At 36.0% G+C, this 25,941-nt stretch carries 17 protein-coding genes; 1 reads left to right on the plus strand and 16 read right to left on the minus strand.

The genetic code is table 11. The features are described from left to right. Position 1 precedes the first annotated feature (1 nt). The 3 genes from L647_RS0112795 to L647_RS0112805 are packed head-to-tail and all read right to left on the minus strand — an operon-like array spanning position 2 to position 4,559. Positions 2 to 1,408, minus strand: coding sequence for an ATP-binding protein (locus L647_RS0112795; protein ID WP_024611441.1), 1,407 nt, complete (start codon positions 1,406 to 1,408; stop codon positions 2 to 4). Beyond that, positions 1,405 to 3,699, minus strand: coding sequence for a hypothetical protein (locus tag L647_RS0112800; protein WP_024611442.1), 2,295 nt, complete (start codon positions 3,697 to 3,699; stop codon positions 1,405 to 1,407). Before L647_RS0112800 ends, L647_RS0112795 begins: the two co-directional genes overlap by 4 nt. After that, on the minus strand, positions 3,687 to 4,559 hold the full coding sequence (locus tag L647_RS0112805) for a TnsA endonuclease N-terminal domain-containing protein (protein ID WP_024611443.1): 873 nt from the start codon (positions 4,557 to 4,559) through the stop codon (positions 3,687 to 3,689). The genes L647_RS0112800 and L647_RS0112805 overlap by 13 nt, the downstream gene beginning before the upstream one ends. A 337-nt stretch (positions 4,560 to 4,896) precedes the next feature. Between L647_RS0112805 and L647_RS0112810 the strand changes: the two genes are divergently transcribed. Continuing rightward, a complete protein-coding gene (locus L647_RS0112810) occupies positions 4,897 to 5,388 on the plus strand; it encodes a transcriptional regulator (protein ID WP_024611444.1) in 492 nt (163 codons plus the stop codon). 18 nt (positions 5,389 to 5,406) lie between these two features. Here the strand turns inward: L647_RS0112810 and L647_RS0112815 are convergent, their stop codons facing one another. The 13 genes from L647_RS0112815 to L647_RS0112875 form a co-directional block, all read right to left on the minus strand. Further along, complete coding sequence (locus L647_RS0112815) at positions 5,407 to 6,138, minus strand: hypothetical protein (protein WP_024611445.1); 732 nt, start codon at positions 6,136 to 6,138, stop codon at positions 5,407 to 5,409. Then, entirely contained in the window at positions 6,135 to 6,974 is an 840-nt protein-coding gene (locus L647_RS0112820) for a hypothetical protein (RefSeq protein WP_024611446.1), read from the minus strand. The genes L647_RS0112815 and L647_RS0112820 overlap by 4 nt, the downstream gene beginning before the upstream one ends. A 121-nt stretch (positions 6,975 to 7,095) precedes the next feature. Further along, on the minus strand, positions 7,096 to 8,181 hold the full coding sequence (locus tag L647_RS0112825; protein ID WP_024611447.1) for a zincin-like metallopeptidase domain-containing protein: 1,086 nt from the start codon (positions 8,179 to 8,181) through the stop codon (positions 7,096 to 7,098). Positions 8,182 to 8,422: 241 nt separating this feature from the next. Further along, positions 8,423 to 10,486, minus strand: coding sequence for a BREX system Lon protease-like protein BrxL (gene brxL, locus L647_RS0112830; RefSeq protein WP_024611448.1), 2,064 nt, complete (start codon positions 10,484 to 10,486; stop codon positions 8,423 to 8,425). Positions 10,487 to 10,561: 75 nt separating this feature from the next. Further along, positions 10,562 to 13,150 carry a BREX-1 system phosphatase PglZ type A gene (gene pglZ / locus L647_RS0112835; RefSeq protein WP_024611449.1) on the minus strand — a complete coding sequence of 863 codons (2,589 nt, stop codon included), beginning with the start codon at positions 13,148 to 13,150 and terminating at the stop codon, positions 10,562 to 10,564. A gap of 64 nt (positions 13,151 to 13,214) precedes the next feature. After that, the gene (pglX, locus tag L647_RS0112840; RefSeq protein WP_024611450.1) at positions 13,215 to 16,763 is read right to left on the minus strand and encodes a BREX-1 system adenine-specific DNA-methyltransferase PglX; all 3,549 of its coding nucleotides are present in this window, start codon (positions 16,761 to 16,763) and stop codon (positions 13,215 to 13,217) included. Positions 16,764 to 16,780: 17 nt separating this feature from the next. Continuing rightward, positions 16,781 to 17,308, minus strand: a complete 528-nt coding sequence (locus L647_RS0112845; protein WP_024611451.1) for a hypothetical protein — start codon at positions 17,306 to 17,308, stop codon at positions 16,781 to 16,783. Beyond that, positions 17,305 to 18,423: an AAA family ATPase gene (locus tag L647_RS0112850; protein ID WP_024611452.1), complete on the minus strand. Its 1,119-nt coding sequence runs from the start codon at positions 18,421 to 18,423 to the stop codon at positions 17,305 to 17,307. Before L647_RS0112850 ends, L647_RS0112845 begins: the two co-directional genes overlap by 4 nt. After that, positions 18,420 to 22,001, minus strand: a complete 3,582-nt coding sequence (brxC, locus tag L647_RS0112855; RefSeq protein WP_024611453.1) for a BREX system P-loop protein BrxC — start codon at positions 21,999 to 22,001, stop codon at positions 18,420 to 18,422. Before brxC ends, L647_RS0112850 begins: the two co-directional genes overlap by 4 nt. Before the next feature lie 17 nt (positions 22,002 to 22,018). Then, positions 22,019 to 22,642: a DUF1788 domain-containing protein gene (locus tag L647_RS0112860; protein ID WP_024611454.1), complete on the minus strand. Its 624-nt coding sequence runs from the start codon at positions 22,640 to 22,642 to the stop codon at positions 22,019 to 22,021. Position 22,643: 1 nt separating this feature from the next. Then, a complete protein-coding gene (locus L647_RS0112865; RefSeq protein ID WP_024611455.1) occupies positions 22,644 to 23,234 on the minus strand; it encodes a DUF1819 family protein in 591 nt (196 codons plus the stop codon). Beyond that, positions 23,231 to 23,428 carry a helix-turn-helix domain-containing protein gene (locus tag L647_RS0112870; protein ID WP_024611456.1) on the minus strand — a complete coding sequence of 66 codons (198 nt, stop codon included), beginning with the start codon at positions 23,426 to 23,428 and terminating at the stop codon, positions 23,231 to 23,233. The genes L647_RS0112865 and L647_RS0112870 overlap by 4 nt, the downstream gene beginning before the upstream one ends. Before the next feature lie 395 nt (positions 23,429 to 23,823). Continuing rightward, a partial coding sequence (locus tag L647_RS0112875; RefSeq protein ID WP_024611457.1) for an acyl-CoA dehydrogenase occupies positions 23,824 to 25,941 on the minus strand: 2,118 nt, incomplete at its 5' end.

The following is a 25,941-nucleotide window of genomic DNA, read 5'->3' on the forward strand; positions in this document are numbered from 1 at the left end:
ATTACTGGTGATGCTCCGATAAACCGGCCTGTAGCTCATTTTTATGAACCTCAGCATTACAACTATTCAATTTAGCTTTTGACCGTTCTGATGCCATTTTTGCACCTCGTACAGATGAATGCATAGTTCTAGATGTATTCAGTTTTTTTGGCTTCTTATCCGAACTTTGTTGAATCATATACTCATATTCTTGAGCTTTATTTTGTCTCAACTGTGCGATAGATAGGGAAATTGCTTCAAAATGTTGTAAGTACACCTTGTCCAGTAACGAGAAATACTCACCAGTATTTACATTTTCAGGTGTGAGATTCAATTTATGAGCCGCTTCAAAAAATAAACGCAACAATCGAGCTATAATTGCATGTATGCCAAACGTTAAATAATGAACCCGATGTCTAAATTCATTCTTTTGCACTTCACTATCAGTGAATAGGTACTTGGGTAAAAATAAATCAAAAAAAGTATGATAAAATTTGCTGTTAATATCGATAGGTTCAAATTCATATACTCGCTCAGACATTAAACGCCTTACATTTTGGACTCTTGGTGAGCTTCCTTCATCATTATCATTAAAAAACAACTTAGCACCTTCAGGAGTACTCGTCATAAGCATAGGAATGCCTATTCGATTAAATAAGCTTTCAAGATGCTCTAAAGTGGCACTTTCTCCACTTTTAATGCTTTTCAAAAGGTGCTGACATTCATCGATATGAACAAATCCGATCATATGCTTTGCGCATAACTCTCTAATCGCACCAATATAAAAATCGACAGGGTTTCTTAATGCCCTATTATTATACGCATAGCTTGTCCCCAGCTGCTCATCGAGTGCTGTAAAGAAATTCAAAGCAAGCCCTTTTAAACTATTTGATGCACTAACATCTATTGAAACCCATACTAGCTGATCCATGATAAGCGGTGTCGAGTTATACTCTCTGTGTCTAATTACTTGTGGAATACAACTAAGTACTGTATTTATTACCTCCGACTTACCAACCCCCGAAACCCCCTTCGCGAATGAACATTTAGCTTTTCCTGCATGCGCTTTATTTCGCTTTGGAATGGCATATTTTTGCCCGAAGTTGCCCCGAGTTATTACGGTATTAATAAAGCACTGACCACTTTTGTCTAATGGATTTTTAGACCGATAACCCGACTTTATCTGCTGAATAAAATGAAGATAAAGGGTCCAAGCACTCGGGTGTGGCAAGTAAGCCACCTCAAGTTCTGAGAAGTAGTCCATTGCTGAGAAATTATCATAATCCCAAAGTCCAACAGGTAGCTCGGGGATCGTCTTAATAGCATTGTAAAAATCGACTTCACTTTCAATGATCGGTATGCATTCAATAAGAGGGTTGTTTTTATAAATATTTGTCTGTGCAGGTGCGTATATCGCGTTATGTATCATATGAATTTGTCCTCTGAAAATGTATCTACTTCTACTGATGGGGGATCTTGTTTAGTAAAATCGTTATTTTGATTAATAAGCTCTTTTTGAATTTCTTTATCTTTAGAAATGGCTTGAGACTCAGCGTATTCTTTTCGGCGATTATTAACGCCATTTTGATAGCTAGTTTGATCATTTCGCGGAGCATCTTTAGCTTCTTTATTCGCAGAAATAAGCATTTCTTTATCTTCGGTTTTATTAGCAAGTTTATTTGCTAATCGCTGAGAACTTAATTCCCTTTGCTGCTCTCGTAAAAACTCTCGTCGCTCATGAACTTCTACCCAACTTAAATTTTTAAACTGTTCACTTTTTTCTGACAATATAAATGGATGTATATTGCTTTTGTTATCCTCAAAAAAAATGACATTACAATTTGTCGGAGTGTAGGCCATTTTAAAAGTTAACTTTTCACCATGTTTTACTCTCAAATACCACTCTTCAGACTTTGCATAATCACCAGTGAAAATGAGTCCATTACAAGAAATACCATCCTCTTTTACAGTCACTTTAGCTTTAGGTAATAATTGATAACGAAATGAGGGTAATTGCTCTTTAGCAATAGGTATTCCCCCCGACATTTGTTCTTTTATACTAAAATTCCACATACTTCTCGGTGTTATACCAATGCCAGCTTCAGCCATATCAGCATCTAAAATTTTTGCACAGTTTTTATAAGTATTATGATGGATGATTTCACGAATAATTTTTTGGTGTACTTGCTCGATTGAATAAATAGCTTTTTGGGATGCATCCTGCTCCGTATGGTCACGCTGAGCTTCAATTCCACCTTGTTGAGTTGCAATTATGCGATCAACCGTACCAACTAAACGCTCAATAATTCCCTTTAAATCACCACGAGCTTTAGTCACAGTTTCGACCCTAGTTGGCCCGTACCGTCCATTCAAAAGTTCGTCAACTTCTTCCTCTGGGTATTCAATACCATTATCGATACGTGCTGAATAAATGTCATGATGTGATTCCCATTGGTAATCTTGAAGTGGAATGCCATATTTTGCACAGTAGGATTTTTTGTCGTCTAAAATATTGTAAAGACATTCAGCAACATTTTCCCAAACAGGCGCTTTAAAAGATAAGCTGTAACCTAATATGTAGCGTGTTTTTATACATACCGCGATACAAATAAAAAGACGGCCTGCTGAGAGTCGCTTGTGGCCTACTCGCATGTCCCTGACATGAAGCGATAACTCTGTAGAATCAATTTCCACTACATGATTAGCACCAAGAACCCCATCCGTTGATATGCCTTGACGATCAACCATATCGCGACTTGTCTTAATTTTTCCATATCGTAAAAGTAAGCGATCTATTAGTGGGATTACTTGCTTGTAATGATAAATAAATTGGTCGTATGAAATAATGTATTTTTCAAGGTTCGATAGATCACGCATTCCATTCTTATCAGGCTTTGGTAACGTGTAGTTTTCCAGCTCTAGTGAATATAAGCAGTATTCATAATAAATCTCAGTAAAAAGGAGCTGGCCACTTCTCGTGTTTGTACCAAATAACTTCGCAACTTTCTTTATGATGCGTTTTTCTTTAGCGGTTATAGCTTTATGCCTTGATAGTGTATTTCGACCATCAGCGCCACCACGGCCGCGTTTAATAACTTTCTCCTCCGTATTATGTTGATAATTACAGCCGCTATTCATTAAGCCAATCGGTAACAACGCATTTGTATTTCTGCCTAGTGTAATAAACTGATTTAAATAACGTATTAGTGCTGTAGGGGATGAATATTTTTTAGTCGGATCTTCATCTCGCAACTCAGCTAAGCGCTTTTCTAATAACTCAGTCGCGTTATATTGAAAAAGATACCGCTTCACACTTTCATCTTCTATCAGAAAACCAAGTTTATTTAATGCAAGATCTCGCTTTTTGAACCAAGTAATTCGCTTTTCTTCACTCAGCACTTCCGTTGGATTTCTAAGAAGCTTTGGTGGTATGAAACGTTTGACTCCGCCGTTTAACTGCACTAAATCAAATATTTCATTAGCTTCATCAAATGAATAAACCTTAGGCTTTGTTATCTGATAAGCTTTTTTCTTTATACCTTTATCAATGAGAGTATTTTTATTAACATCAATTCCTAGCGCTTCGCTCATATTAACAATAGCAACTCGCTTCATCTGGAGTTCAACGCAAACAACAACAAAAACATCGGATATACAGACCTTTCTAAGTCTGTGTAATGATTCAGGCTTTGGTCGAAGCTCTGTATTTAAATAAAACACTCACTACCTCCCACTAGGTCTAAGTTCAAAGCTTCGTTTAAACGGATACGCTTAGCTCTTTGTATTTTGAGAAACCCTTTTAATACGGCATTTTTAAAAAATATTTCGGCTTCAATTTGGGTATAGCGATACTTATTTGACAATGATTTCAATATATTGCGAAGTGGAGACCATGGCTCTAACTGATGTTGCATAATTAAGTTATGCGTAAATAACTGAAGTGCATTTTCATCGATAGCACTATCATAATGAATTTCACAAAATAACAATGAAGCCAGCCAAGCCTTACTATCTTTTTCTTCATTCAAACCAAAATCACAACGAGTAATAACACGATAAGGGATTTTCTTTCGTGCCCAAAAAGCTTGTTCTATCTGTAATTTTTTATATGTACGTGACGTCTTTTTTCCATCAAAAACTGGCTTATATGAATAGGCTGTTCTGTATAGTTCCCCATCATCATTAAACGATGTCACTAAAAAGTCAGTCGTCATTACATGATGAATAGCCTTTTTGAAATCATAAGGATGCACAATATCTAACTGCTTTGCGATATTGAATGTCTCTACTGGATTTAATGCATATTGTTCTTCGACACTGAATACATTTTGTGTCCAGATAAGGTGCTTATAAGCAAGTAATTCTCCGTCACTCAGCAACGTAACTAATCGATTTTGCTTTTTACAAAAAAGCTGATGTTTTCGCCCGAGTGAATGAGTGGATTGAGTCCGTATGAAAGATTCATAAGGTTTATGCGAGGAAGTGGTTTCCTTCCATTTGATAAATTTTTTCCTATCTACGTCACGAAGCCATAATTGGCCTTTAGGCGAGTGTTTTTTAGTTTTCTCAGGTTTTGTCATGTTTTCACCAACTTTAAAATCTTAATTGGTAAAAGTTATAGTGCCCAAATTTTGTTTGTACAAGCAAACGAGGATTTATTTAACCTACTGATTTTTATCTTTTTTTGCAATGAATAGAGAGTAGTTTTTTACTTTTTTAGTAAATTTCATTAGAATGCATAAAAACAACTGGTATTCCATACAGTTATAAAAATATCTTTTTTTGTAACTAATTGAAATATCTTTATTTTGATAACTTTTAGTTGTAAAAGAGAGCTTTTAATGCGAACAAAATATAAGCAACATCATCATAAGTGATATTGCCTTATAACTTTTTGTTTCGTAATTACGAAACATTATGATAAATCAATATTTAAAAGACATTCGTGGCCAACTAGAGCTACTTGACGGAAAAGCTAAATACTCTCAGTCGGCTGTTGCGCGAGCCTTAGATTGCAATCGCAGCTATATAAGCCGAGTCGAGAGCGGCAAAGAAAAACAACTATCACGTGCTTTTCTTCAAAAAATCGCCCAGTATTATTGTATAAACGAAACCAAGGTATTAATGCTTGGTGGTTACATTCCTGAGGTAATGAGTAAAAAGGTATATGAACTTGATGATATATCGGGGCTATTAGAAGAACTAATATATCTCGATGAAGAAAAGTTAGGCTTTATAAAAGTAGGTCTGAGTGACCCTGATAGTTTATTAGCCCTTATATTAGAGATGCAATCAAAACCCTTGCTTGAGGGTGTTTATCGAATACTCGCTAACTTTAATGCCAAAGAATTAAAAAACCTTAAAGACGATCTCGAAAATTATGGTCCCACTTCCCTAGAACATAAGTAATTTGACTTCGATAGCACCTTAGCTTGGGAGATATTTCATTATAAAATAAATCTCTTTTGCCTTTAGGTAGAACTCTGAATCTCCCCGAGGATAATAACCTTTGATGACTACACTTGTTCCCGTCAATTCAATACTAGAAGATGTAAGAGGGCTCAATATTGCTTTGGATAAGCGATAAAACTGGGAGTTAGCTCCAAATTTTGCAGCAGCGTAATGAATAATCGCTTCAATATCGTCCATATCTGAAACGTGATTTTTTACTTCTAATCCTGGATACTGGTAACTATTTAGCCTTGCTGTCATCACTTCATACAACGATGCCGCGAGTTTATCAGTAAAACGCTTGTTTATATCTAAAGGGGTACGATACCACTTAGTCCCAGCTCGATGCGCTTTTATGCTTAAAGTATAAATAGGTTTAGGATTTGAAAAACGTAGTTTAATGAAATTTTTCTTACTCATTAAAGCATCTAAACTAGCTATATCTTCTGTTGCAGCTTGATAGTTAAGTGCTAACTCAAATGCAGTATGACTGTTTTTTGGTATGATGAATATTTGCCCCCACCACGTAATTACAATATTGCAGCCCTTTACCTTAAATGCCTTAAACAAGCTGCGTAACAACACTAAGCTAGGCTGCCAGTCCTCAATAGGCACATCAACTCCACTTACTGGAGAACAATGATAATCAAGAACCACTCTGCGCTTTTTAGCTTGTTTGATTTCTGATAGCAAAGTTTGAATATTCATACAGACTCACGCTCAGCCATAATCTTTATGCTAAAAGACTGATGTCGCTTACCAACCTTTCCTTGTTTTGTAATGCCTGTGCCACTAAATGTAATTTCTTTATTGTAGTAATAAGCATGTTCAAACCGTAAGCTAGCGGTTCTATTTTTAGTATCAATATGAGTAATTAAGTCACCATAAACCACACCAAAAATACGCTTTATGACTCTTAATACTATTTGCTCAATCTCAAGTTCAAGCCGTTCAGTTTGTACACTTAGCGTGTTCGACTCTTCATTCAAATCAGATAACAGTTCATCACGTTCTGTCGTTAGCATATTGGTACACCTATTATCTAAATCACGAATCGGCGAAACTATATTCTCAAGCTGCCAGTATAAGTCGGAGGTTTTTTCAAATCTTCCTTGTTTAGCTTCAAGTTCACGAAGTAACGATAAAACTAATGGCACACGTTTTTTATTTAATATAACGCTTTTAATATTCCGCTCAGGTAGCGCTATATCGTTAATATCTACATATGGGGTAATGAAGTGAGGCTCTTTATTTGGGGGGAACAGCCCTGAAAAGGCAATTTTTGTATTAGTTACATGTAGGTATGAAGTCATTGAATGATGATACCGATTGGTTAGCTCATAAAACCAATTGACCTCAGTTGTTCTAACAACCACCTCATAAAGATTATTTTCTTCTAGCAGTTTGCGAGCATTAAGCATTTTATTAATGAGTGTTTCTGCAAATTCAACCAAGCAATAAGTAGGCAAAGTCAATCTGTAGTGCTCATTACGTTGTTCTTTATTAAGTAACTTTACCGCTAAACAAATAACTTGATGAGACATATAAATTCCTCTCAGCTCTTTAACAAAGCGTAGCTGAAATAGAAAATGTTCATTACAAATTATTATTATATTTATCTGTTTTTTTCTTTATTCAATGTCGCTACGCCAATAAAGCTAGTAATTACCACTCAATAAGATGCTTATTTGGCTTTGAGCATTGCTCACAAAACGATAAATTTTCATAACGGGTTAACGTAACACTATAATTTTCACGGCAATGGTTACAGCACGTACTAACTTTTAGCGTACTTACAAAACCTGTAAGAATTATTTTCTCTGGTTCTACTGCTTCACTATCATTAAGTTGTTCAAACTCTTTATCTTCACAATCCACATCAGCGTTTTCAATGCCTGTTAACTCATACAAAAAATGTACTGCTTTTTTTGCATCATCTACGGCTTTAAATAAGTAATGAAAATCATCTTTTAAATGCTTTATCCAAGACTTCAAATAAGCAGCATGATCCGTTCTTGGTGTAATTGTATTTTCAAGCCGTGTACATATTATTGCAGCACCAAGTTCAGCAACAAGCTCTTCATATGCATACTGCTCGGTACTATTATTAGCTAAGTCGCGTTTCATTCTAGTGTCATGCCCACTCCAATGAATTAACTCATGGATAGCAGTAGCATAATAATTATGCTTTTTATTTCCATGATAACTATCTACAAAGTTACTGGGGGATGGCAGGTATATTTTATCTTCGTATACTCTATAAAATGCATCAGTATTACCATGAGTAATATTTGCTTTGCATCTGACTATGAATTTATCAGCACTTGGATCTTCTGGCATATCATCTGTAAATAAGTCAGGGTGTGCTGGGTTGTAATTATTCACTTGGTCAGCGTTGAATACCGTATAGGGCTTAAAATAAATAATATAATCCACATCATTGGGTTTATTTTTTTTTGCGTAAATAGGACGAAATAGGCGCGTTCCCTTTGAGCGAATTTTTACCTTAGCTCTTTTTTTATTCCATTGGTTGAGTGTAGCCCACTCATCCGATTGAAATGTATTCTCAAGGGTAGATAGCCAAAGTAGTGTTGCGTTCATTCCACTAAAAATGTGGTGTGTAATAGCATTTTTAGGTTCTAAAAAGCCACTATGCCAAGGTGCAACCCATTCCCCCAAATTCTCCTGCATTTGCTCAATCAGCTTATCAACAACACTTCTTACATGCGCGTCTACCTCTTCCCTTTTCATAATTTAATTCCGTTTATAAAAGACGCCATTTTAATCAACCGATTTTAGTCAAACAATCAGAAGTCCACACCTTAGTTTTACTACAGATAGGTTAGCTACCTTGGTATTGATTCAAATATCCCAATATAAATTGACGGTTAAACATATGAAATACTATTTAAGCATTCAGGCAATCTGGCTTGCTAATAGAAGCTGTTGAATTCAAAAACTATAAGTAAAACTCAACAACTCCTGAAAATATTTATTGAATATTTATAAAAGTTACTTCAAAAGCTTTCAATGGCCTATGTTTTTGTATTCTATTAGATAAGCTAAACACATCATTTACATCATACTGTTGAAATATATCTAAGCCGCGATCTAGTGATATTTTCCATCCAGTGTTGGTAACAATATGGCGTGCATGTTGACTTCCAGTTGTATCAAATGAATAATCGAACTTAATACCTACTGTAAACATCGAACTTTGGATTTTTTCAAAGTACTCACGTTGTTGCTCACCTTTAAATTCATCTTCAACGGTTATCAGGCTAACTATAACTTCATCCTCTTCGGCTTTTTGTTTAATGATAGTTTCAAGTAATTCCATCAAATTTTTGGCCTGATAAAATAAGCGAATATAAGGGTCGGTAATTGTTATGTGTTTCGCGCCTTTGAGGTATGGACCAAACAAATTGTCGTAGCTGACGCCCCGTTGATTCTCTGCAAAAGTTAAGTGATGCTCTTTTAACTCGCATTCATCATAAGACGCTTTTTCAACAGCAACTGAAATCAATGGTTCTCGTTGTTTAACAACTACAGGCTCAGGCATACCTATGTCTGTAACTTCCCCAACGGTCTTATTGAAATAGTTCGGATACTGGAGCTCTTCAAGTGTACTGACAGGCGCTTCTTTTCCCACTTTATTGCTATAAGAAAAGTTAACATCTGCATAAGTACTGTCAATTCTAAATAACTGGTCTTTGACTCGTTTACGACCTTCCATTGAAAATTTCAAAATCTCTTCAATTTCAGTTTCAGTTGCGCCTCCTTGAGGGAACAATATTTTCATTAAGCCAGAAAATGTTTTATGAACAGCGTCTCTATCACGCGTTGATATCTGCGATGATATTTTAAAATATTCGCTATAGTGATCTGAGTAATCTTGGTTTCTTAGATGGCGTAGTACTTCTGCCAAATAATCAACAACAAAGCCATAACCGTCAGAGAACATTTCGCCTCGTATTATATCGACTTCCCAACCCGGTATATAAAAATGCAATCGGTCTAAAAATGCTGAGTCGTAGAACTTTTCTGGTAAAGCATCAAACAAATCTGAGTGCTTTAACATATAAGGCACACTGTGTTCAGTATTGCCAATAAACGCCATTGATGCATCTGCTCCCAGCATTTCAACACCACGAGAGAAAGACTTGTTCGCCATATAGTTTTTCATAATGTCTACAAGAGCTTTATCCACTTTCTTTTGCTTACCGGCAAATTCATCAAATGCAACGGTGTCCCAATATCCCACTAAACCTAACTTACCGGAGGAATTATTCACAAAAAGTTTAGGTACAGTCACTTCACCACCAGAAATTAAAATACCGTGTGGTGAAAATTCAGAATAAATGTGAGATTTACCCGTACCTTTAGGTCCTAGCTCAATCAAGTTAAAATTGCGCTCACAAAAAGGGATCAAGCGCACTAGCTGCATTAGCTTACTTCTACGCCCAAAAAACTCAGGATTAAAACCGATGCTTTGTACTAGAACATCAATCCATTCGTCTAAATTAAACTTACGACGGGCATCAATATAACCGTCGTAGTCAAAATGAGACATTTGAATTGGCTTAATGGTGCTTAATATCCACGGGCTAGCATCTTTTTCTTCTGTGTGATCATATTCAACATCGGCAATCACCCAAACACCACCTACTAACAACTTAGGGTGTTTTTTAACAGTGCCTGAATCTATCAGAACCTTTTTAATACCTAGGTTAGAAAACTCAGTTTCATAAACATCTTTTTTATCATTTAAAGAAACACTGACCTTATCAATAACTTTATGGCGACCTTTTTCACGAATGGTTGAACGAATCAAACCAGCCTCATTACGATGTACGTAATGCTTAGCCAAAATTTCCTTAACCGTTTGAATGCCGGATTCAATACTTGCTTCGTCATTAGTTGCACAGTATTGGCCTAGTAAATACTCAAGTACGTATGAGGGAACGATGGCATTCCCTTTTACTGTCTTTACTAAATCTTTTCGAACAACAAGACCAGCAAATACATCGCAAATTTTACGGTTAAGATCACTCATTTTTATGCCTTAAAGTTAAGCTTAAAAAATCCTTTTTTTAAACTATTTATTATTGTCTACTGTATTAAAAGTATACTAAAAGTCGAAATCTGAAGTAAATGAACGACGAATGGAATAACGTAATTGCTTATATTCTTGATATTGATTTGAGCCACTAACTGGCTCTTCAAGTTTCAATATTACTTCTTGATTATTAGCAGATTCTGCTTCCTGATTAAGCAAGAAACGAAGTTTCATCTCCCGTTCACGGGCATTTTCAGAAGTTAAATCCATTATCACAGTATGACTATCTGAAATTAGCTTGCCTGATTCGGTATAGATACCAACACGTAATGATCTAGGTTGTGCTTTATCTGTAACTGCTTCTGCTTGGTATAAGGTAACTGATAATTGCCCAGAAGTAATTACACTTGAGCCACCACGTAATATATCAACATCAACCATTCTGGTGTCGCTAGAACGCTTTTTATTGATTTTTATAACCGGAACTATAACTTCTTGAAGCGATGCACCACCGTGAACAAAGCGGCTACCAGAGCCACTTAATCGTAGTCTTTGAATTCCTTTAGGAATAACCGCATGCACATCACCTATTAAGCCAAGCTCTTTTGAGCTAAAGGCTTTTAATGACTGACCAGATATTAAGCCCTTACCAAGTACAAAACGTCTATCGTTGTAGAGAATTTCACCCTCTACGTCTTTTGCTAAATAATCGCTTTCTTCCAACTTACTATTTTGATAAATAAAGCCATGATCTGCGGTAATCAATAAGTTGCTTGCATTAGCATTAGTTAACTTTTTAATAAGCTTTAATAAGTCATCAAATGTCTTTTCGGTGGCCTCGAAAGCTTCACCTTCTGACTGCATTTTATCGCCAGCATGGTCAATCCGGTTATGATAAATATAAAGTACATCGTTCGATTTTAATAGTTCACGGCTATCAGACTGCGTCATCTCAATTAACGACTTAGCCTGTACCGCACTAGATCTATCACCATGAATCGTCTTTAATATTTTATCCCTGTTATCCGTACCTTGGGTTGAGAGTTCGCCCATAAAAACAGTACCCGTTTTATTATCCGCTAACTGTAATGGATATTCTCTTGATTGAGGTAATAACGATGCCATTCCTAACTGGGTATAACTCGGCATAGCTGATAATGCATGTTCAAGTTCGGCTTCAAAACGATCTTCTTGCCTAATGCGACTTACCATTTCTTCACCTGCTTCATAACGAAAGGCATCAGAAATAATCACACACACTTTTTTATTTTTATCTAAATACTTAGTTTTAACCCAATGGCTATAAAAATCACTTTGTGATTTAACTTCTGGCACTGTCCAAGTTGTCATAGCATCTACATGTTGTTGCCATGCATTACTTAATGTTTGAACATAACTATTTGTATATAAATTCTCAATCTGCTCTGTTAACGAGCTTAACAATGTCGGTTGAGCAGATACTTTAAGTGCATGGACATATTGGCGGTATAACTGATCAAGCTTATACCAATGCTTCGTATATCGTTGAACACCTTCTGACGCAGTCGACATATCAAATTTTGAAGCATCTAGTAATGCAAAAAACTGGCTAGCGAAATCAACCGCATCATATAAAAAAGCAAAATCATTGTACCAATGACCCTGTCTTCGTTGACGACACCAAACTGCTACCTCACCTTGTGATACAGTTCGGTTTGCAACACCACTTACTAGTTCATGGATTACTTTTTGATCAATAACTCTAAAGTAATCCAGTTCAAGTACATCTTTTAAACTTCTGTGTTGTAAGTCATTTTCTATATTCATTATCTTCGAACACTGTGCAGACAACCATTCAAACGTATTTTGATGAGTACGGCTATCTTTCCACCGTTTAAAGAAGACTAAAGCGCTATTACTCATATTTTTCTTTGTTGCTGATTCAGGTTCTACTGTCGTTCCTTGCAGTCCTGTTGGTAATTCAGCTAAATAGCAAAATTTGAATAATTCAAAAACAAAGTCTTTGATTGAAGGATTGTCACTTTGGTAACCATATTGATTAGTAACCTGTTGCCATAAAAAACTATCTAACTTGCACTGTTCAATTAGCCGATAAGCATCGTTATTTCCCATATCAGCCATTAACAATTCAAGAATCACATCTAAACGTGCATCTCCTTTCTGTGTTGCTCCAGCAGCTACAAACAACATTTTCGATCGTATTTGGCTCAAGGTATCATCAGGAACTATTAAACTTTTAAGTACTTGCTTACGTTTTTCTGCCAATACTTTTGCTTCGTTCGTGTCACCAATTGAATCAAAAAATGCTGAATGCGACTCAACTAACTCTGTAAACTCACTGGGTAACTCTAGCTCACTTAGCCAGATGGCAACTTGGTCGGTTCTAAAAACTATATGAGCAAGTTCTACATCTAATAGCCAGTTTTTTATAGGCTCTGGTTGCTTATCTTCTTTGTATAATAAGAATTGTGCTTTTGGTGACTCACGTAGTAGTTTGTGTTTAATTGAAAACTCATTATTAGCAATTTCTATCTTTTCTATATTGTCTAGGGACAAAGATTCAAAGGCATCGCGAAGCTCTTTCTTCTCGTCGTACCAAAAAACAATACGGTTAGTATCAAATAATCTGCTTAATGCTTTTTCTATTCTATTTTCTGTCATCAAATTTCCTAAACCGTTTTAACGTGATTGCTCATTAATTAACAAACTAATATTTACGTTAAAACTAAGATAAGCCCGCTACTTTTTTCAGTGCTTTACCAAATAATGGGTAGTTATGTTTAACACCATCATCTAAATCAATTTCAATGTTATTACCTGCAAGTGGATACAGCACTTCACGCTCGTAATCATTAACTTCTTCAAGCACTTTATCAATTTTCGCAATGGCCTTAATCGCTTGCGTTATATCTTTTTGACTCGCTGATACACTAATTTCAACTTGCTCGTAACTTTCTTTACGTGCTTCCAACTTAGTTCTGAACTCACGTAAATAATCATTGAGTACTATACTCGCTGTATCAGAATGATATCGGTGCATATAAATTAGTGCATTAAATGAACCTTTAGGGCTTGAGAACAACCAATAGATAGGACGTTTTTTATATCGCTTAACATGATCCGCATAGAAATCTTTGACAAAATACTTTTTAATATCTTTACCTATGGCTTCTTCAATAAATGCTAAATTTTCAGCAAAGTGCTCTTCCCCAAAAGCTACTTTTAAAAAGGATTTAAAACGTTCTGTAATATCGTCTTCAAACCAATCACCATCGAAATCTATAATTGGAATAACGTTGTCTTCATCGGGCATTAGTGATGGTAAAGGAACTTTATTAAGATAACTCTGTAAAGTATCACCTTGATTGGCAAGGACAATCCCTTCCTTATCTAAAGAGAAGCGTCCAAATAAACAACCAACTGCATACTGAGCAAATTCTCTAACCAAATCATTTTTAAATAATAATTTATGCTCCTCACATGTTTTATCTGCACCATATCTATAGTATGGATTACATGTCAACGTGATGTCTCGCATATTTATTTCGCTACTAATTTTTTCTAGAGAATGACTATTTATTGTTGCCTTATTATTCAACCCTTCTAACTGTTTCATTAATTTAATTTTTTCTTGGCAGGTCTCAACAAAACTAATATATCTATCCTCAATTAGATTTTTATTACTTGTTATAGTAAATAATGGGTTTCGTTTAAAATCCCAAGATGATTCATAAGAATCCCAATCCCATTTAGCAATATCAATTAGATTAGTTGCAATTTCATCAGGTGAAATATCGTCAACACATTTAGCAAACACAGGAATTCTGGCTATATCTCCAGCGACATAGTTTAATGTTGGAGTTAAAGCTTGTAGTATATTGCTAGCAAATGAGGAATTCATTTGCAAAAGAACTTGTTTAATATTTTCATTAGGAAACATACATGACCCGCCAGAACTAAAAAGAAAGCCACATGGAGTATACCTAAAACTAGCAGGTCCAGATGTGATTGAACCCCAAGTAATATTTTCTTTGAAGTAAAAATCCTCAGATCGGATTTCTTTTGTATAACTGCCTCCGTTATACTTTTCAATAATATAATTTTTCAGTTCTTTTCCGTCATTTTCCCAATTAATTACACTATCATTGAAACCATACCACTTTCTATATCCTCCCCCTTTATTGATAGGGAACCATGTTCGATCAGAATCTATACTTTCTTGTCTAGTTGTGGTGTTGAATTGAATTCGATCAAATGAAACTTCTGACCAGTTTTTAATAAATTTTGCGTCATTTAATGTTACTAAGCCTTTTCTAACTGATGCCTTTTCACCAATCGATTCAGAACGATTAAAAACATCATAGATATCAGCATTTAGCCAGTAAGCGATTGGAGAACCCTTGATTGATTTAAAGTCACTATTATGTTTTTTATACATCCAACCACAGTTTGGGTTTTTAATTGCTTCTAAAGCTTTTGGCATTTGGTTAGCTGCACCTTTAAAGTCTGATAACCTTATAAAGGTACTTTTAGGCTTATATGACGATTTTTGTAATGTGAACGTACAAATGGGAACAGTAGCACCATCAAACCCAGAGTATTGGAGTTGTATTAAAGATGTAATACCGCACTTTTCAATAATATAATTTCTTAATTTTTCAAAAGAAGAAATAAACATCCACACAAAAGGCGTCATAAAACCTAATTGCCCTTTAGGCAAAGTCATTTCAGTATTACGGACGATAAAAGCGGAGAATAGATCTGATTTAACATCAGGATAATTATCTTTTAACCATTTTGCCATTCTAGGGTTCATCCCCTTCCCTCCTAAATATGGAGGGTTTGCGATCGAAATATGATACCTAGGGCTTAAATATTCGGTTTGTTTCAATATTTTTAAAACTGTCTTATGGGTATCAACTAAAAGCATATCAACATGTTCATTTTTAGCTTCAATAATAGCCAAGGTATCATCAACGTTTGTTAAAGTAGGTTGTATCAATGAACCAAAATTATCAGCCTCTTCGAACTCAGTTAGCGTCTTTCTTAAATCCTGTGTAAACAGATCTCGGCCAATAAAATCCATATATTCTTCAAGCGAATCATCATCTACTTTTACTTTTTCTAAACGGCAAATATTTGGCTTAATAGGATTGCGGAAGAAACGACGACGATTATTACTGTCATCATTTGGATTACCCTTAAGCGCTTTCATGCTTAATGCAAAGGCAGCGAGTTCGGAAGCTCGTTCATCAATTTCAATACCGTATAGGTTTTTAGTTAATATCAATTCAGGTATATCAACCGGATCATAGTTAGCATCTAGGTAAATAGCATAAAGCAAGTCATAGGCATAAGTGAGCATATGGCCTGAACCACAAGCGCTATCACACACTTTTAGTTCTTCTGGATTGGCAACATGTAGGAAATCTGTTTCTTCCTCAACAGGCTTTATGTAGTATTCCATTTGCTCAATAACTTTGGAATTGGGGTTATTGAGCATCCATAAACGACCTAATGAATTTTCAACCAAATATTTAACGATCCAGTGAGGCGTAAATAATTGCGTAGCCGCAGGGATATTCTCAGGCGTAATTTTTTTACTTTTCCTCAAACCTTCAAATACCAGATCTTTTTTCTCTGAAATATAGAACTGATATAACCAACCAATCGATTCAACCGACTCACAATTTTCAGGAGTCATCGCTTCACGGGTGTAAGCAAGAATAGAGTTACCGGATAACAAATCATCAGGCATGAGTAATTCAGTGTAATCTTCAATGCGCTGAAACAAGAATGGCATTAGACGATAGTAATCATTACATACTGCAACAATCATTAATCGATAGGCTTCTGCTTGACCGTCACGACTAGGCACAGAGCCACTTAACAGCCCTTGAATTTGTTCACGTGTTTTATCATTAAAAACAGCATCATCTAAATGACCAGCTTTTGCTTCTGCCAATATCTCAGGTTGAAACTGCCCCGAAATAGGTGATAACACCATAATACGGTTGTATTGATTTACATCCATAAATCTAAGCGCACAAAAGCGGTTAAACCATGTGTAAGCCACTTGTTCGATAAGTTGCTCTTCACCTTCTTTCTTATTTGAAAACTGGTTTAGTTTTTGTTCTAAATCTTTAACCGCTTTAGGATGTTCTCGACGAGCTGCGCTTTCATCAGCTAATACTAGCTTTAATTTATTTTGCACTTGCTCGATTAAACTACGACGAGCAAATTGAGCGAATTTTTTTAATTTGGATGTATCCATTATTTATTTCTCATTTCTTATGGTGCAATTCTAGTAACAGGCCATTTAGGAAAACATTGGTTCCAACGATCTACATTCAGAACTTGGCAGCTTTTAGCTAAGGATATATTCCATCTTATATTTTTACTTCCCACAGGAAGCTCTTGTTTTAAAGACTTTGAAAATTTAGAGTTTAAGGCGTTATCAAAAGTGAGTAAGCATATATAATGTATTGGTTTATCAACCTTTCCTTCTGCATGTCTATATAAGTATGAGTCTCTAAACTTATACTTGAGATACTCTTTAAGCCATTTAAAGTGTTTTCTTTTTTGCTCTAATTCCATTTGAGATAATGAATTATTAATATCATATTCAGAAGCACGTTCATCGTTATACTCTTTAATTTCAACGTATATATAAGCTTCTTCAAATTCAGCTACAACATCAACCCCCTTCATTGGCATGCCGTGAAAAGTAGACTTTTTTGTATCTTTTTCATCAAAAACAAATGCATTTATAGCACTATCAAATTCGAATCGAAATCCGTCACTTTCTACAGGAATCATTTGCCCAATCCTCCCATATCATTAACGATTTCTTGTTCGATTAAATTACCAAATGCCTCATCGATAGCATTTGGTGTCAAATCAAGGTATTCTTCGGTGGTAATCACTTCAACTGAATCATCTGTTTCATTTCGATATAAGGAATGATATTTAATGTGATCCCCTTTATTTTCATTGATAAGTAGATCAAACCATTTCAACAATACGTAATCATGTGTAGCAATAATAATTTGCTGACCATTACGAGATAGATCCAACATGCATTGAACAAGAAGTTTCATTAAAATCGGATTCATATTTGACTCAGGTTCATCCCAAAGCAAGACATTAGTTTTACCTTTTACTAAAGCACCTGTATCAATAAGACGCTGTAACAGCCCTATTTTTCGATAACCTTCCGCTGTCATCGTAACTGAAGTTTCTGACAACTTTTCCCTTTTGAAAATAAGCTGTTTAAAATCTGCATAAACTTTTGCACTTTGCCCAGTAGAAATGTCAGGATTGGTTTTCTCTACAAATGTCCCTTTAACAAAGGCATGATCAGTACCATTAATTTCAAACTTTCCGCCAATAGCTTTTACTAGCATTGGTATAATGTCACCTAAACGAGGATCATTATTTACTGCATCAGTTAAATCAGCATCAGGTTCAGTTAAAAGCATGTGACATAAGTCTATAACTGAATCATCAAACAAAGCACTTAAGGCTTCCTTTGATACTGTATTTGCTTGAATAGCAGGTAACAAAGATAAAACTTCTTTAGTAGGTAACAGTACAGGTAGGCCGATATCGATAAATTCAGACTCCTTTTTTGCTTTTTCGGTTCTAGAACCAAATTCAATTGCAGAAGTCTGGCCTGATGAATCAGTTATGGTCGCCTTTGCTTTCCCTTTACCACCTCTAAAATATATTCCAGATAACTTTCCAGAACTTGGTTTATATAAACCTAATAGTTTTTCAGTAATATCTTGATTTGATGACAGAGCGTAAATAGCCTTTAATAACTGTGTTTTACCGCAGCTATTTTCACCTATAATAATGTTTATCCCCGGTGTAAATTGAAGTTCTAATTTCTTAAACGCGGCAAAGTTCTCTAATGATATGTCTGTTATCATAACTGTATGTGCTTCCCTTCTTTAATAGCAGCTAGTAATACCTTTTTGTATTCTTCTACATAGCCTTCTACATCACTTTCACTAGCAAGCCATGGTTTAGGGTAATCAACACGTATTTGCTTTGCGGATACACTTTTAATTTCTGGTTTGTTTTTTGATAAAGTTGGCTCTTGAACTTTTGGTGAAGGATCAACAGTCTTACCACCAAACAAACCTGCTTGAGGCTCAGGTGAAGCTTGTGTTGGCTCTGGCATAGGAATTGGATCAAGAGCTGGTTGTGACCATGTCATTAATTTCTGAACTTGAGCCGAATAAATATGATCTTCAAATCGTCTCGCATCATCACGTAACATCGCAATTAATGCTTGTTGCTTTAATTTATCAACAGCACGCGTAAATTCGGTAAGCAGTTGATCTTTCTTATCTTGTCCTAACGACTTGTATTCATCAAAACCGACTAGCTTATCTTGCAGATTTTTAACTAGTTCAATGGCTTTTTTACGCTCTAAGTTTACTTGCTCTATAATTTTATTTTCTAGCGCATCTGTATCACTTTTAAGTTGTTGTATAGCGCTACCTTTAAAAATAGTTGCGCTAACTAAAGCATCTTTTATTTGCTGATACTCCGCTCCTTCAACGTACTCTATATTTGCCTTTTGCTCTGTTACCACTTGTTTAGCTTTATCAAAGGTAGATTTTTGCGGACCTCTCATAAATTTAACAATGGGGTCTATCATCTTTTCTTTATAGTCGAACCAAGTATCTTCATTTTGGGTAAGTTCGGTCATAAACCATGTATAAGGTTTTGTTTTGAATTCTTGAAGCTTGGTTACAATATCGGTTAATACTCGCAAAAATGGATACTGCTCTGATTGTGACTGTAACTTATCAAGCTCAGTCGCCTGTTCTGCAAAGGACTCTTGCAGCTCTTTGGCAATAGCTTTCGCTTCTGTCGCATGAGCAACCTTTTCAAAGTAGTCACGATAAAACTCTTTTACACCGCGTATTTGTGAAGGTGTAAACTCCACTTGTGGATCAAGTATCAAGTTACCATGCGTCGCCATATTTCTTAACGCACGAACTAAGTCTTTATCATCAAGTAAGTTAGTGGATTCACGAACTTCGATCTTACCGCCTGCACATAAGTATGCGAGGTTACAAAGTATGGCGGCATAAGACCAACCATTCGGTTTACTTTCAAACTTTTCAAGTAACGATTTAACCGTGGTACGGATTCCACCTCGACTATTACTTTGAATGAATGAAAACATCTCCTGCTGAGCTTCAGGAAGTTGAGTGTTATTACCGAGTAAGCCTTGTCCTGCTTTTTTAATAATATCGGCAATATCATTTTCACTGTAAGTAATATCACGCAGCATTTTTAGGTTTGGGTAAGTGTGTTTGATTAACTCACCAAACGCTTTGACCATTTTGTTTTGGCCATCTTCGCCACTTAATTCAATTTCTGCACCTGCGACAAAGTATTTTGCCGTACCAACGAGTTTAGACGTTAGTGCTTTAAGCTGGTTTAAGCGATCAACGTTTTGTATACCTTTTTCAGTGAGAATACGTTTTATACTGTCTTGTTGTGTTGCTTTAGTTTCGTGAGCAACATATTTTTCAGTTCGTTTGTAAAGAAGTAAATCGGTTACTAATCGGACACTTTCTGGCAGCACTATACGTAATTCGTCATTAAATAACGTATCTGATTTATGTTTTTCAAATGCATCACGATGGTCATGAAATGAGGTGATAACATTAATTGCCAATTCATTCTCACGACCCGATATTTTATCGTCTAATTTACGACTAAACGGATAATCTTGGTTGTTTTCTACCCAACGAATCTTTCTATTTTTAAGTACACCGTCATAAATCAACTTCTCAAGTTCAGAAGCTATAACATCAGAGTCAATCTCTACATTTTTGATCTCTTTTTCGATGTCTTGCTCTTCATCTGTTAAGTACTCAAACAAGTCGCCATTACGTTGAATGTAAGTTTCTTTTTCAAGTAAGTTTAGTGCTTGTTCTACTTCTAGTTTTAATGAAGGAATATCACGCTTAAAACTATCATGCATTAGTACACATAAATTTCTTACTGTGGGTTTAAATTCTTTCACGTATTTTACTAAGAACAGTGCTTTTAATAGTCGTATTGCAAACTTGTTATCTAATTGAAGTTCAGCTTTTAATATCGACTGTTGGTTTGCTGTTTTAAGTGCAGTACGAATACCTTCAAACATTAAATCAAACGTCGCTAGTTCACCAAGGTTGTGATCTTTTATAGCTATAGCTACTTCTTGGAAAACACCTAACATTGAACGTTCACCAACCGAACTATGCTTACCTTCAAACGCACTATGCGTTGAGAGGTTTTGGATAGCAGACTGAAAAAGCCCAAATTGATACGGGATAAACGGATAGCTTTGTAAAAAATGTTCTTTATCTTTGAAGTTTCGGTATGACTGTGAACCATCAGCGAAATCAAACAAGGTTTTAAAGTTATTTTCTTGCTGATGATATAATTCTGTTAACTGTGGAATAAACTCTTCTTTTTTCTCAAGCAAACGTTTTTGAATTACTTCTGCAACGTCTTGACTGGTGAGCTTCATTCGATTTTTAAAGCGAGCTTGAATTTTTGTAAAATCGCTTTCATTACTTTGATCAGCTTCGCCAATCACTTTCGACATATCTTCTTGAGCTGTGACAATAACCCAAGCTTGTCCCTTACACTTAGAGGCTAAACTTTCAGCGACCGTTTGAAGGTTCGTCATCAGCTTAATGTTACCAGCAATATATTGCCCAACCTCATCCACAAAGAAGTTTAATCTAAAACCCTCTTCTTGCTTTTCAATATAGCTTTGTACTTGCTCAGCAAAGTCTTCAATTGAAAGCCTGTAATCTTCACGGTATTTATCTAGAATACTGGTAACAGATTGCCCTGATACTTGGTTATAAGCTTTATCAACATCAGCGGCCATGCGTTTTGCTCTTGCACGACCTTTTATCCAGCTCATTCCGCTGATAGATTCAAATGTATTGGTAAAATGGCCTAACAAGCCATCGTCTTTCAGTTCTCTCTCAAATTGCGCTATGTAAGCTTGTTTACCATAAAAACCACAATGCTCATCGAAAACTTTTACAAAAACAGCGACCAAGGCATCAAGTTCAGTTTTACTGATTACATCAGCTTTTTGATCGATATTAAATAGGATGCTTTTTGAAGGAATAGCAACAGCACGCTTAAGATCATTTGCAAAGATTCCTCCTTCATTTAGTGGACGCTTCTCTAAGAAAATATCTAACGGGCTTATATCCTCAATAGGTGTATTTTCTAAAAGTAAGGCGAGCATTTTTAATAAGTGGGACTTACCAGAACCAAAGAAACCAGATACCCATACACCGTTAGCACCAGCGTAATTTAGGTATGCATCCAAAAAGATATCGAGTCGTTTGGCGACTTCATCTGTAATAACGTATTCATCTAATTCTAGATATAAAGCAACATCGTCATCCGCTTTAATAACACCTTCAATTGGTCTGTCTACTTTCTTTGCAAATAATTGAGATAATTTCATGATATGCAGCTTATTCCTTATATAGCGCGATCTAAAATATTAAAAGCTCTGTAATATTTATCGTCTTCTAAAGTTCCAAATAAAACTAAAGAAGTCCCTTTTTCAACTGAGTGCTTATATTGCCCGGGGTAAAACATTAGTGTTGGCTTTTCTTTAGCTTTAATTTGTAGATTTTCAAGGAGGTTGCTTGATCTAATATACGGATAAACCTCGCCAACCCCTGTGATGATTAAAATATCAAAAGTATTCTCAGACATTTTTTTTACAACTGCGGGAATAAGAATCGTTTTAGTATCAATAATACCTTGAATTTCTTCTTTAAATTCCTGCTTAGATATAGAGGCTTCATTTTCTAATAGCCATTCCCAATCATCTTCTTCTTTACATAGCTCTATAACTAGGTCATATAAATTGACTTCCAACACTTTAACTTGGGCATCGATTAGATAGTTTGTTATTTGCTTTATTAGCAAATTAATATCATTTTGAAGTGACGGTTCGAAGGGGCAAATATGAAAAGGTATATCCCCGTTCAATCCTTCCATGTTTCGAAATGGCTCGCTAGCAAGAACATCAGTCAAATGCGTGTACGCATCACGGAAATTAGCCTTGGTTAGAACACTATTAAACTTTCCAGCCATATTAACTATACTCCCCCGGAAAAATAACAAGATCATCAGCATTATTTTGCTTTATAAGCTCTCGAAGTTTGGGAGATATATTTTGATGTAAAATTTCTTTTTCTTTAGTAATTAAATCGCATTCAACTAGCATTTTGAACATAATTTGCTGGGCTTTATATCTGGATTGTTCAGTGATTTTGTCAAGATTAGAATGCCACTCAGCTTTTGCATTTAAAAAAGCAATATAGTCTTCTGTGAATAGTTGAAAACGACTCCTGTTAAAATATTCTGATAAGACTTCAATCGCAAACTGATACGTAAATAAATATTGGCGGCAAATAGATAACCAAACTAAATGCTTAACGTCAGCGTCAGACTTAGTCATTAACACTAACTCATCGTCTGTTAAGTTCATAAGTCGTTTGGACACTTCACCATATATTGTTTTTAAGGTACTTTCTGTTCTAGCTTGTAAAAGGTTGTTACTTAGTACTTCTTCACGAACCTGAGTCCAATCCTTAAATTTATTATATTCCTCTGCAATAATTAAATTCTCATGGATCATTGCTGGCCTAAGTGTAAGAGACATCTTCTTTTTAATACTGCTCATAGACTGCTACCATCAGATGATTCAGAAGCATTTCCACTCCTTATCCAATCATCAACTTCATTCGCTTTAAATTTCCAAAACCTACCGACCCTGTGCGCAGGTAAACCTTTTTTCTCTCGCCATGCATATACGGTGTCTTTACTTACACCAAGGTGAGTTGCTATTTCTTCAACGGATAGCCATCTTTCGGTCATATTAAAACCATATTAGTAGTCAATATATTACTAAGGCTAATATGCCATATTACTCAGGTAGTGTACATCTGATTTGATGTGATTTGGTAGGGTTGACGGGGGGAAGGAACGCTTTCGTGTATACTTTAAACAAATAACTCAATTAAACTTTAAGCTCCAATTATAATGTAGATTAAAGCTAATAATTCTAATTTTTTAAATAACTTTTAGTGCGACTAACAAAGTAAAATACTAAATTTATTAGCTGACACAAAAAAAGAGCCTTTCGGCTCTTTTTTACACTGTCAGCATTTCATCACAAACTTAATTAAAATCACAAACTTTATTAAGCTAACACAAACTTAATTCCATACTGACACCGATACTGCGGGCGCTTTGCATCATTGAATTAAATTTTATTGATTAACTACGCTTTTAAGCGGATTAATTGGCTGTGCGTTATCGTCTAGTAGGTTCATATCGAAATCGAACTCATCTACACGAATCGCTTTTTCACGTTTGATGTTGTAATCAATTAACTGAACGTGTTCAGCTTGCGTGATTACGTTTGCTGCTAGTGCGTTATCAAGCGTGATGTTAAAGCGTATACCTGGTTTAATTACTTTAGCACGTAGTGCTTTTTTAACTTTAGCCAGCTCGCCAAGTGATGCCATTTTAGCTTTGTAAGCTTGCTCATTAATATGGTGACCATCGCCCACTACTGGCTTAACTAAATGCGTGATTTGCGCTTTAAACGCGGTATCTAGCTGAGCTTGCTTAGCTAGTTCGCGGATTAAATCGTCGCTAATTTTTGGCATTTTAGTTGAGTAGTTCATTGTAATGAAACGAATAAACTTACGTGTACCGCTTGCAGGGAAGTTATCTAAAAACTTATGCAATGCTTCTTCAGCACTTTGTAGTGCAAAACGAGTCGCGTAATGGAAATACGGCGCTGCTTGCTCACGGTCACTACTTGATACTTTTTGCTCGTAGTATTTAATTGATGCCATAGCTGCATATAAAAAGCTCATTACATCGCCTAAACGTGCCGATAGCATTTCTGCTTGCTTTAATTTACCGCCAAGTACCAGTAACGAAAAGTCTGCGTACACTGCAAGTTTTGCAGATAATTTATGTACTGCTTTTTCGTAGTCGCGTACTTCTGGTAATTCAGAATTAGCACTTGCTGTAAATGGTAAAACACCTAGGCGGAAAGCACGTAAGCTGTTTGCTGTGCTGTAGCCGATTGTTTTACGTAAAATACCGTTAAATTCTTTGTCAGCGCCTTTGTCTTCACTGTGAATTGACTCAACCATAGATTGTAAATATGGGTGACAACGCATAACACCTTGACCAAAAATCATTAAGTTACGTGTAAGAATGTTTGCGCCTTCTACCGTAATGGCAATTGGCTGAGCAACATAACCACTTGCTAATGTATTTTGTGGACCATTTTGAATCGCTTTACCTGCTTGAATATCCATTGCTGAATCAAGCACGTCGCGACCAAGCTCTGTCATGTGGTATTTAGCGATTGCGGTTACTACTGATGGTTTTAAGCCCATGCCTAAGCCTTCAGTTGTAAGTACGCGCATTGCTTCTTGTAGGTATGTTTTACCTGCAATGTCAGCTAGTTTTTCTTGAATACCTTCAAACTGGCCAATGGCTAAACCGAACTGTTCACGCACTGCTGCGTATTCAGATGCTGATTTAAATGCAACTTGTGCTGTACTAACACCTAGTGCAGGTAATGAAATACCACGGCCAGCACCTAAACAGCTAACCAGCATTTGCCAACCACGGCCGATATTTTTTTGCCCGCCAATAACAAAGTCCATTGGTACAAATACTTTGTTACCACGTGTAGTACCGTTGTAAAAACGAATACCCATTGGGTCGTGACGATTACCAAGCTCTACACCTGGGTGCTCTTTTGGAATTAGTGCACAGGTAATACCTAAGCTTTCTTTACCACCTAATAAACCATCAGGGTCCATTACTTTAAAGGCTAAACCAAGTACAGTAGCAATAGGTGCAAGCGTTATGTAGCGTTTGTCCCATGTGATCTCAAGGCCAAGTACTTCTTCGCCTTTATACATGCCTTTAGTAACTGTACCAATGTCTGGAATGCCACCTGCATCAGAACCCGCTTCTGGGCTTGTTAATGCAAAACATGGAATGTCTGTACCATTTGCTAAGCGTGGTAAGTAATGTGCTTGTTGTTCTTGCGTACCAAAGTGAAGTAATAACTCACCTGGGCCTAACGAGTTAGGAACCATTACGGTTACCGCAACTGCTGAGCTTTTAGTCGCAATTGTGCCTACAATAGTAGAGTTTGCATAAGGGCTAAACTCTAAACCACCAAACGACTTAGGAATAATAAGCGAGAAAAAACGCTCTTTTTTCAAAAACTCTAAAATATCATTTGGTAAATGAATGCCGTTTTGAATAACTGAATCGTCAATCATGCCCAGTAGTTCTTTTACTGGACCGTCTAAAAATGCTTGCTCGTCTGCACTTAGCTTAGCGGCAGG

It is taken from the genome of Pseudoalteromonas sp. TB64 (genome assembly GCF_000498095.1).
Classification (GTDB): Bacteria; Pseudomonadota; Gammaproteobacteria; order Enterobacterales; family Alteromonadaceae; genus Pseudoalteromonas.

What these genes read in the sequence shown, in the direction of transcription:
- L647_RS0112795 (WP_024611441.1), bottom strand. Translation starts at nt 1,408, where the DNA reads ATGATACATAACGCGATATACGCACCTGCACAGACAAATATTTATAAA.
- L647_RS0112805 (WP_024611443.1), bottom strand. Translation starts at nt 4,559, where the DNA reads ATGACAAAACCTGAGAAAACTAAAAAACACTCGCCTAAAGGCCAATTA.
- L647_RS0112810 (WP_024611444.1), top strand. Translation starts at nt 4,897, where the DNA reads ATGATAAATCAATATTTAAAAGACATTCGTGGCCAACTAGAGCTACTT.
- L647_RS0112815 (WP_024611445.1), bottom strand. Translation starts at nt 6,138, where the DNA reads ATGAATATTCAAACTTTGCTATCAGAAATCAAACAAGCTAAAAAGCGC.
- L647_RS0112820 (WP_024611446.1), bottom strand. Translation starts at nt 6,974, where the DNA reads ATGTCTCATCAAGTTATTTGTTTAGCGGTAAAGTTACTTAATAAAGAA.
- L647_RS0112825 (WP_024611447.1), bottom strand. Translation starts at nt 8,181, where the DNA reads ATGAAAAGGGAAGAGGTAGACGCGCATGTAAGAAGTGTTGTTGATAAG.
- brxL (WP_024611448.1), bottom strand. Translation starts at nt 10,486, where the DNA reads ATGAGTGATCTTAACCGTAAAATTTGCGATGTATTTGCTGGTCTTGTT.
- pglZ (WP_024611449.1), bottom strand. Translation starts at nt 13,150, where the DNA reads ATGACAGAAAATAGAATAGAAAAAGCATTAAGCAGATTATTTGATACT.
- pglX (WP_024611450.1), bottom strand. Translation starts at nt 16,763, where the DNA reads ATGGATACATCCAAATTAAAAAAATTCGCTCAATTTGCTCGTCGTAGT.
- L647_RS0112845 (WP_024611451.1), bottom strand. Translation starts at nt 17,308, where the DNA reads ATGATTCCTGTAGAAAGTGACGGATTTCGATTCGAATTTGATAGTGCT.
- L647_RS0112850 (WP_024611452.1), bottom strand. Translation starts at nt 18,423, where the DNA reads ATGATAACAGACATATCATTAGAGAACTTTGCCGCGTTTAAGAAATTA.
- brxC (WP_024611453.1), bottom strand. Translation starts at nt 22,001, where the DNA reads ATGAAATTATCTCAATTATTTGCAAAGAAAGTAGACAGACCAATTGAA.
- L647_RS0112860 (WP_024611454.1), bottom strand. Translation starts at nt 22,642, where the DNA reads ATGGCTGGAAAGTTTAATAGTGTTCTAACCAAGGCTAATTTCCGTGAT.
- L647_RS0112865 (WP_024611455.1), bottom strand. Translation starts at nt 23,234, where the DNA reads ATGAGCAGTATTAAAAAGAAGATGTCTCTTACACTTAGGCCAGCAATG.
- L647_RS0112870 (WP_024611456.1), bottom strand. Translation starts at nt 23,428, where the DNA reads ATGACCGAAAGATGGCTATCCGTTGAAGAAATAGCAACTCACCTTGGT.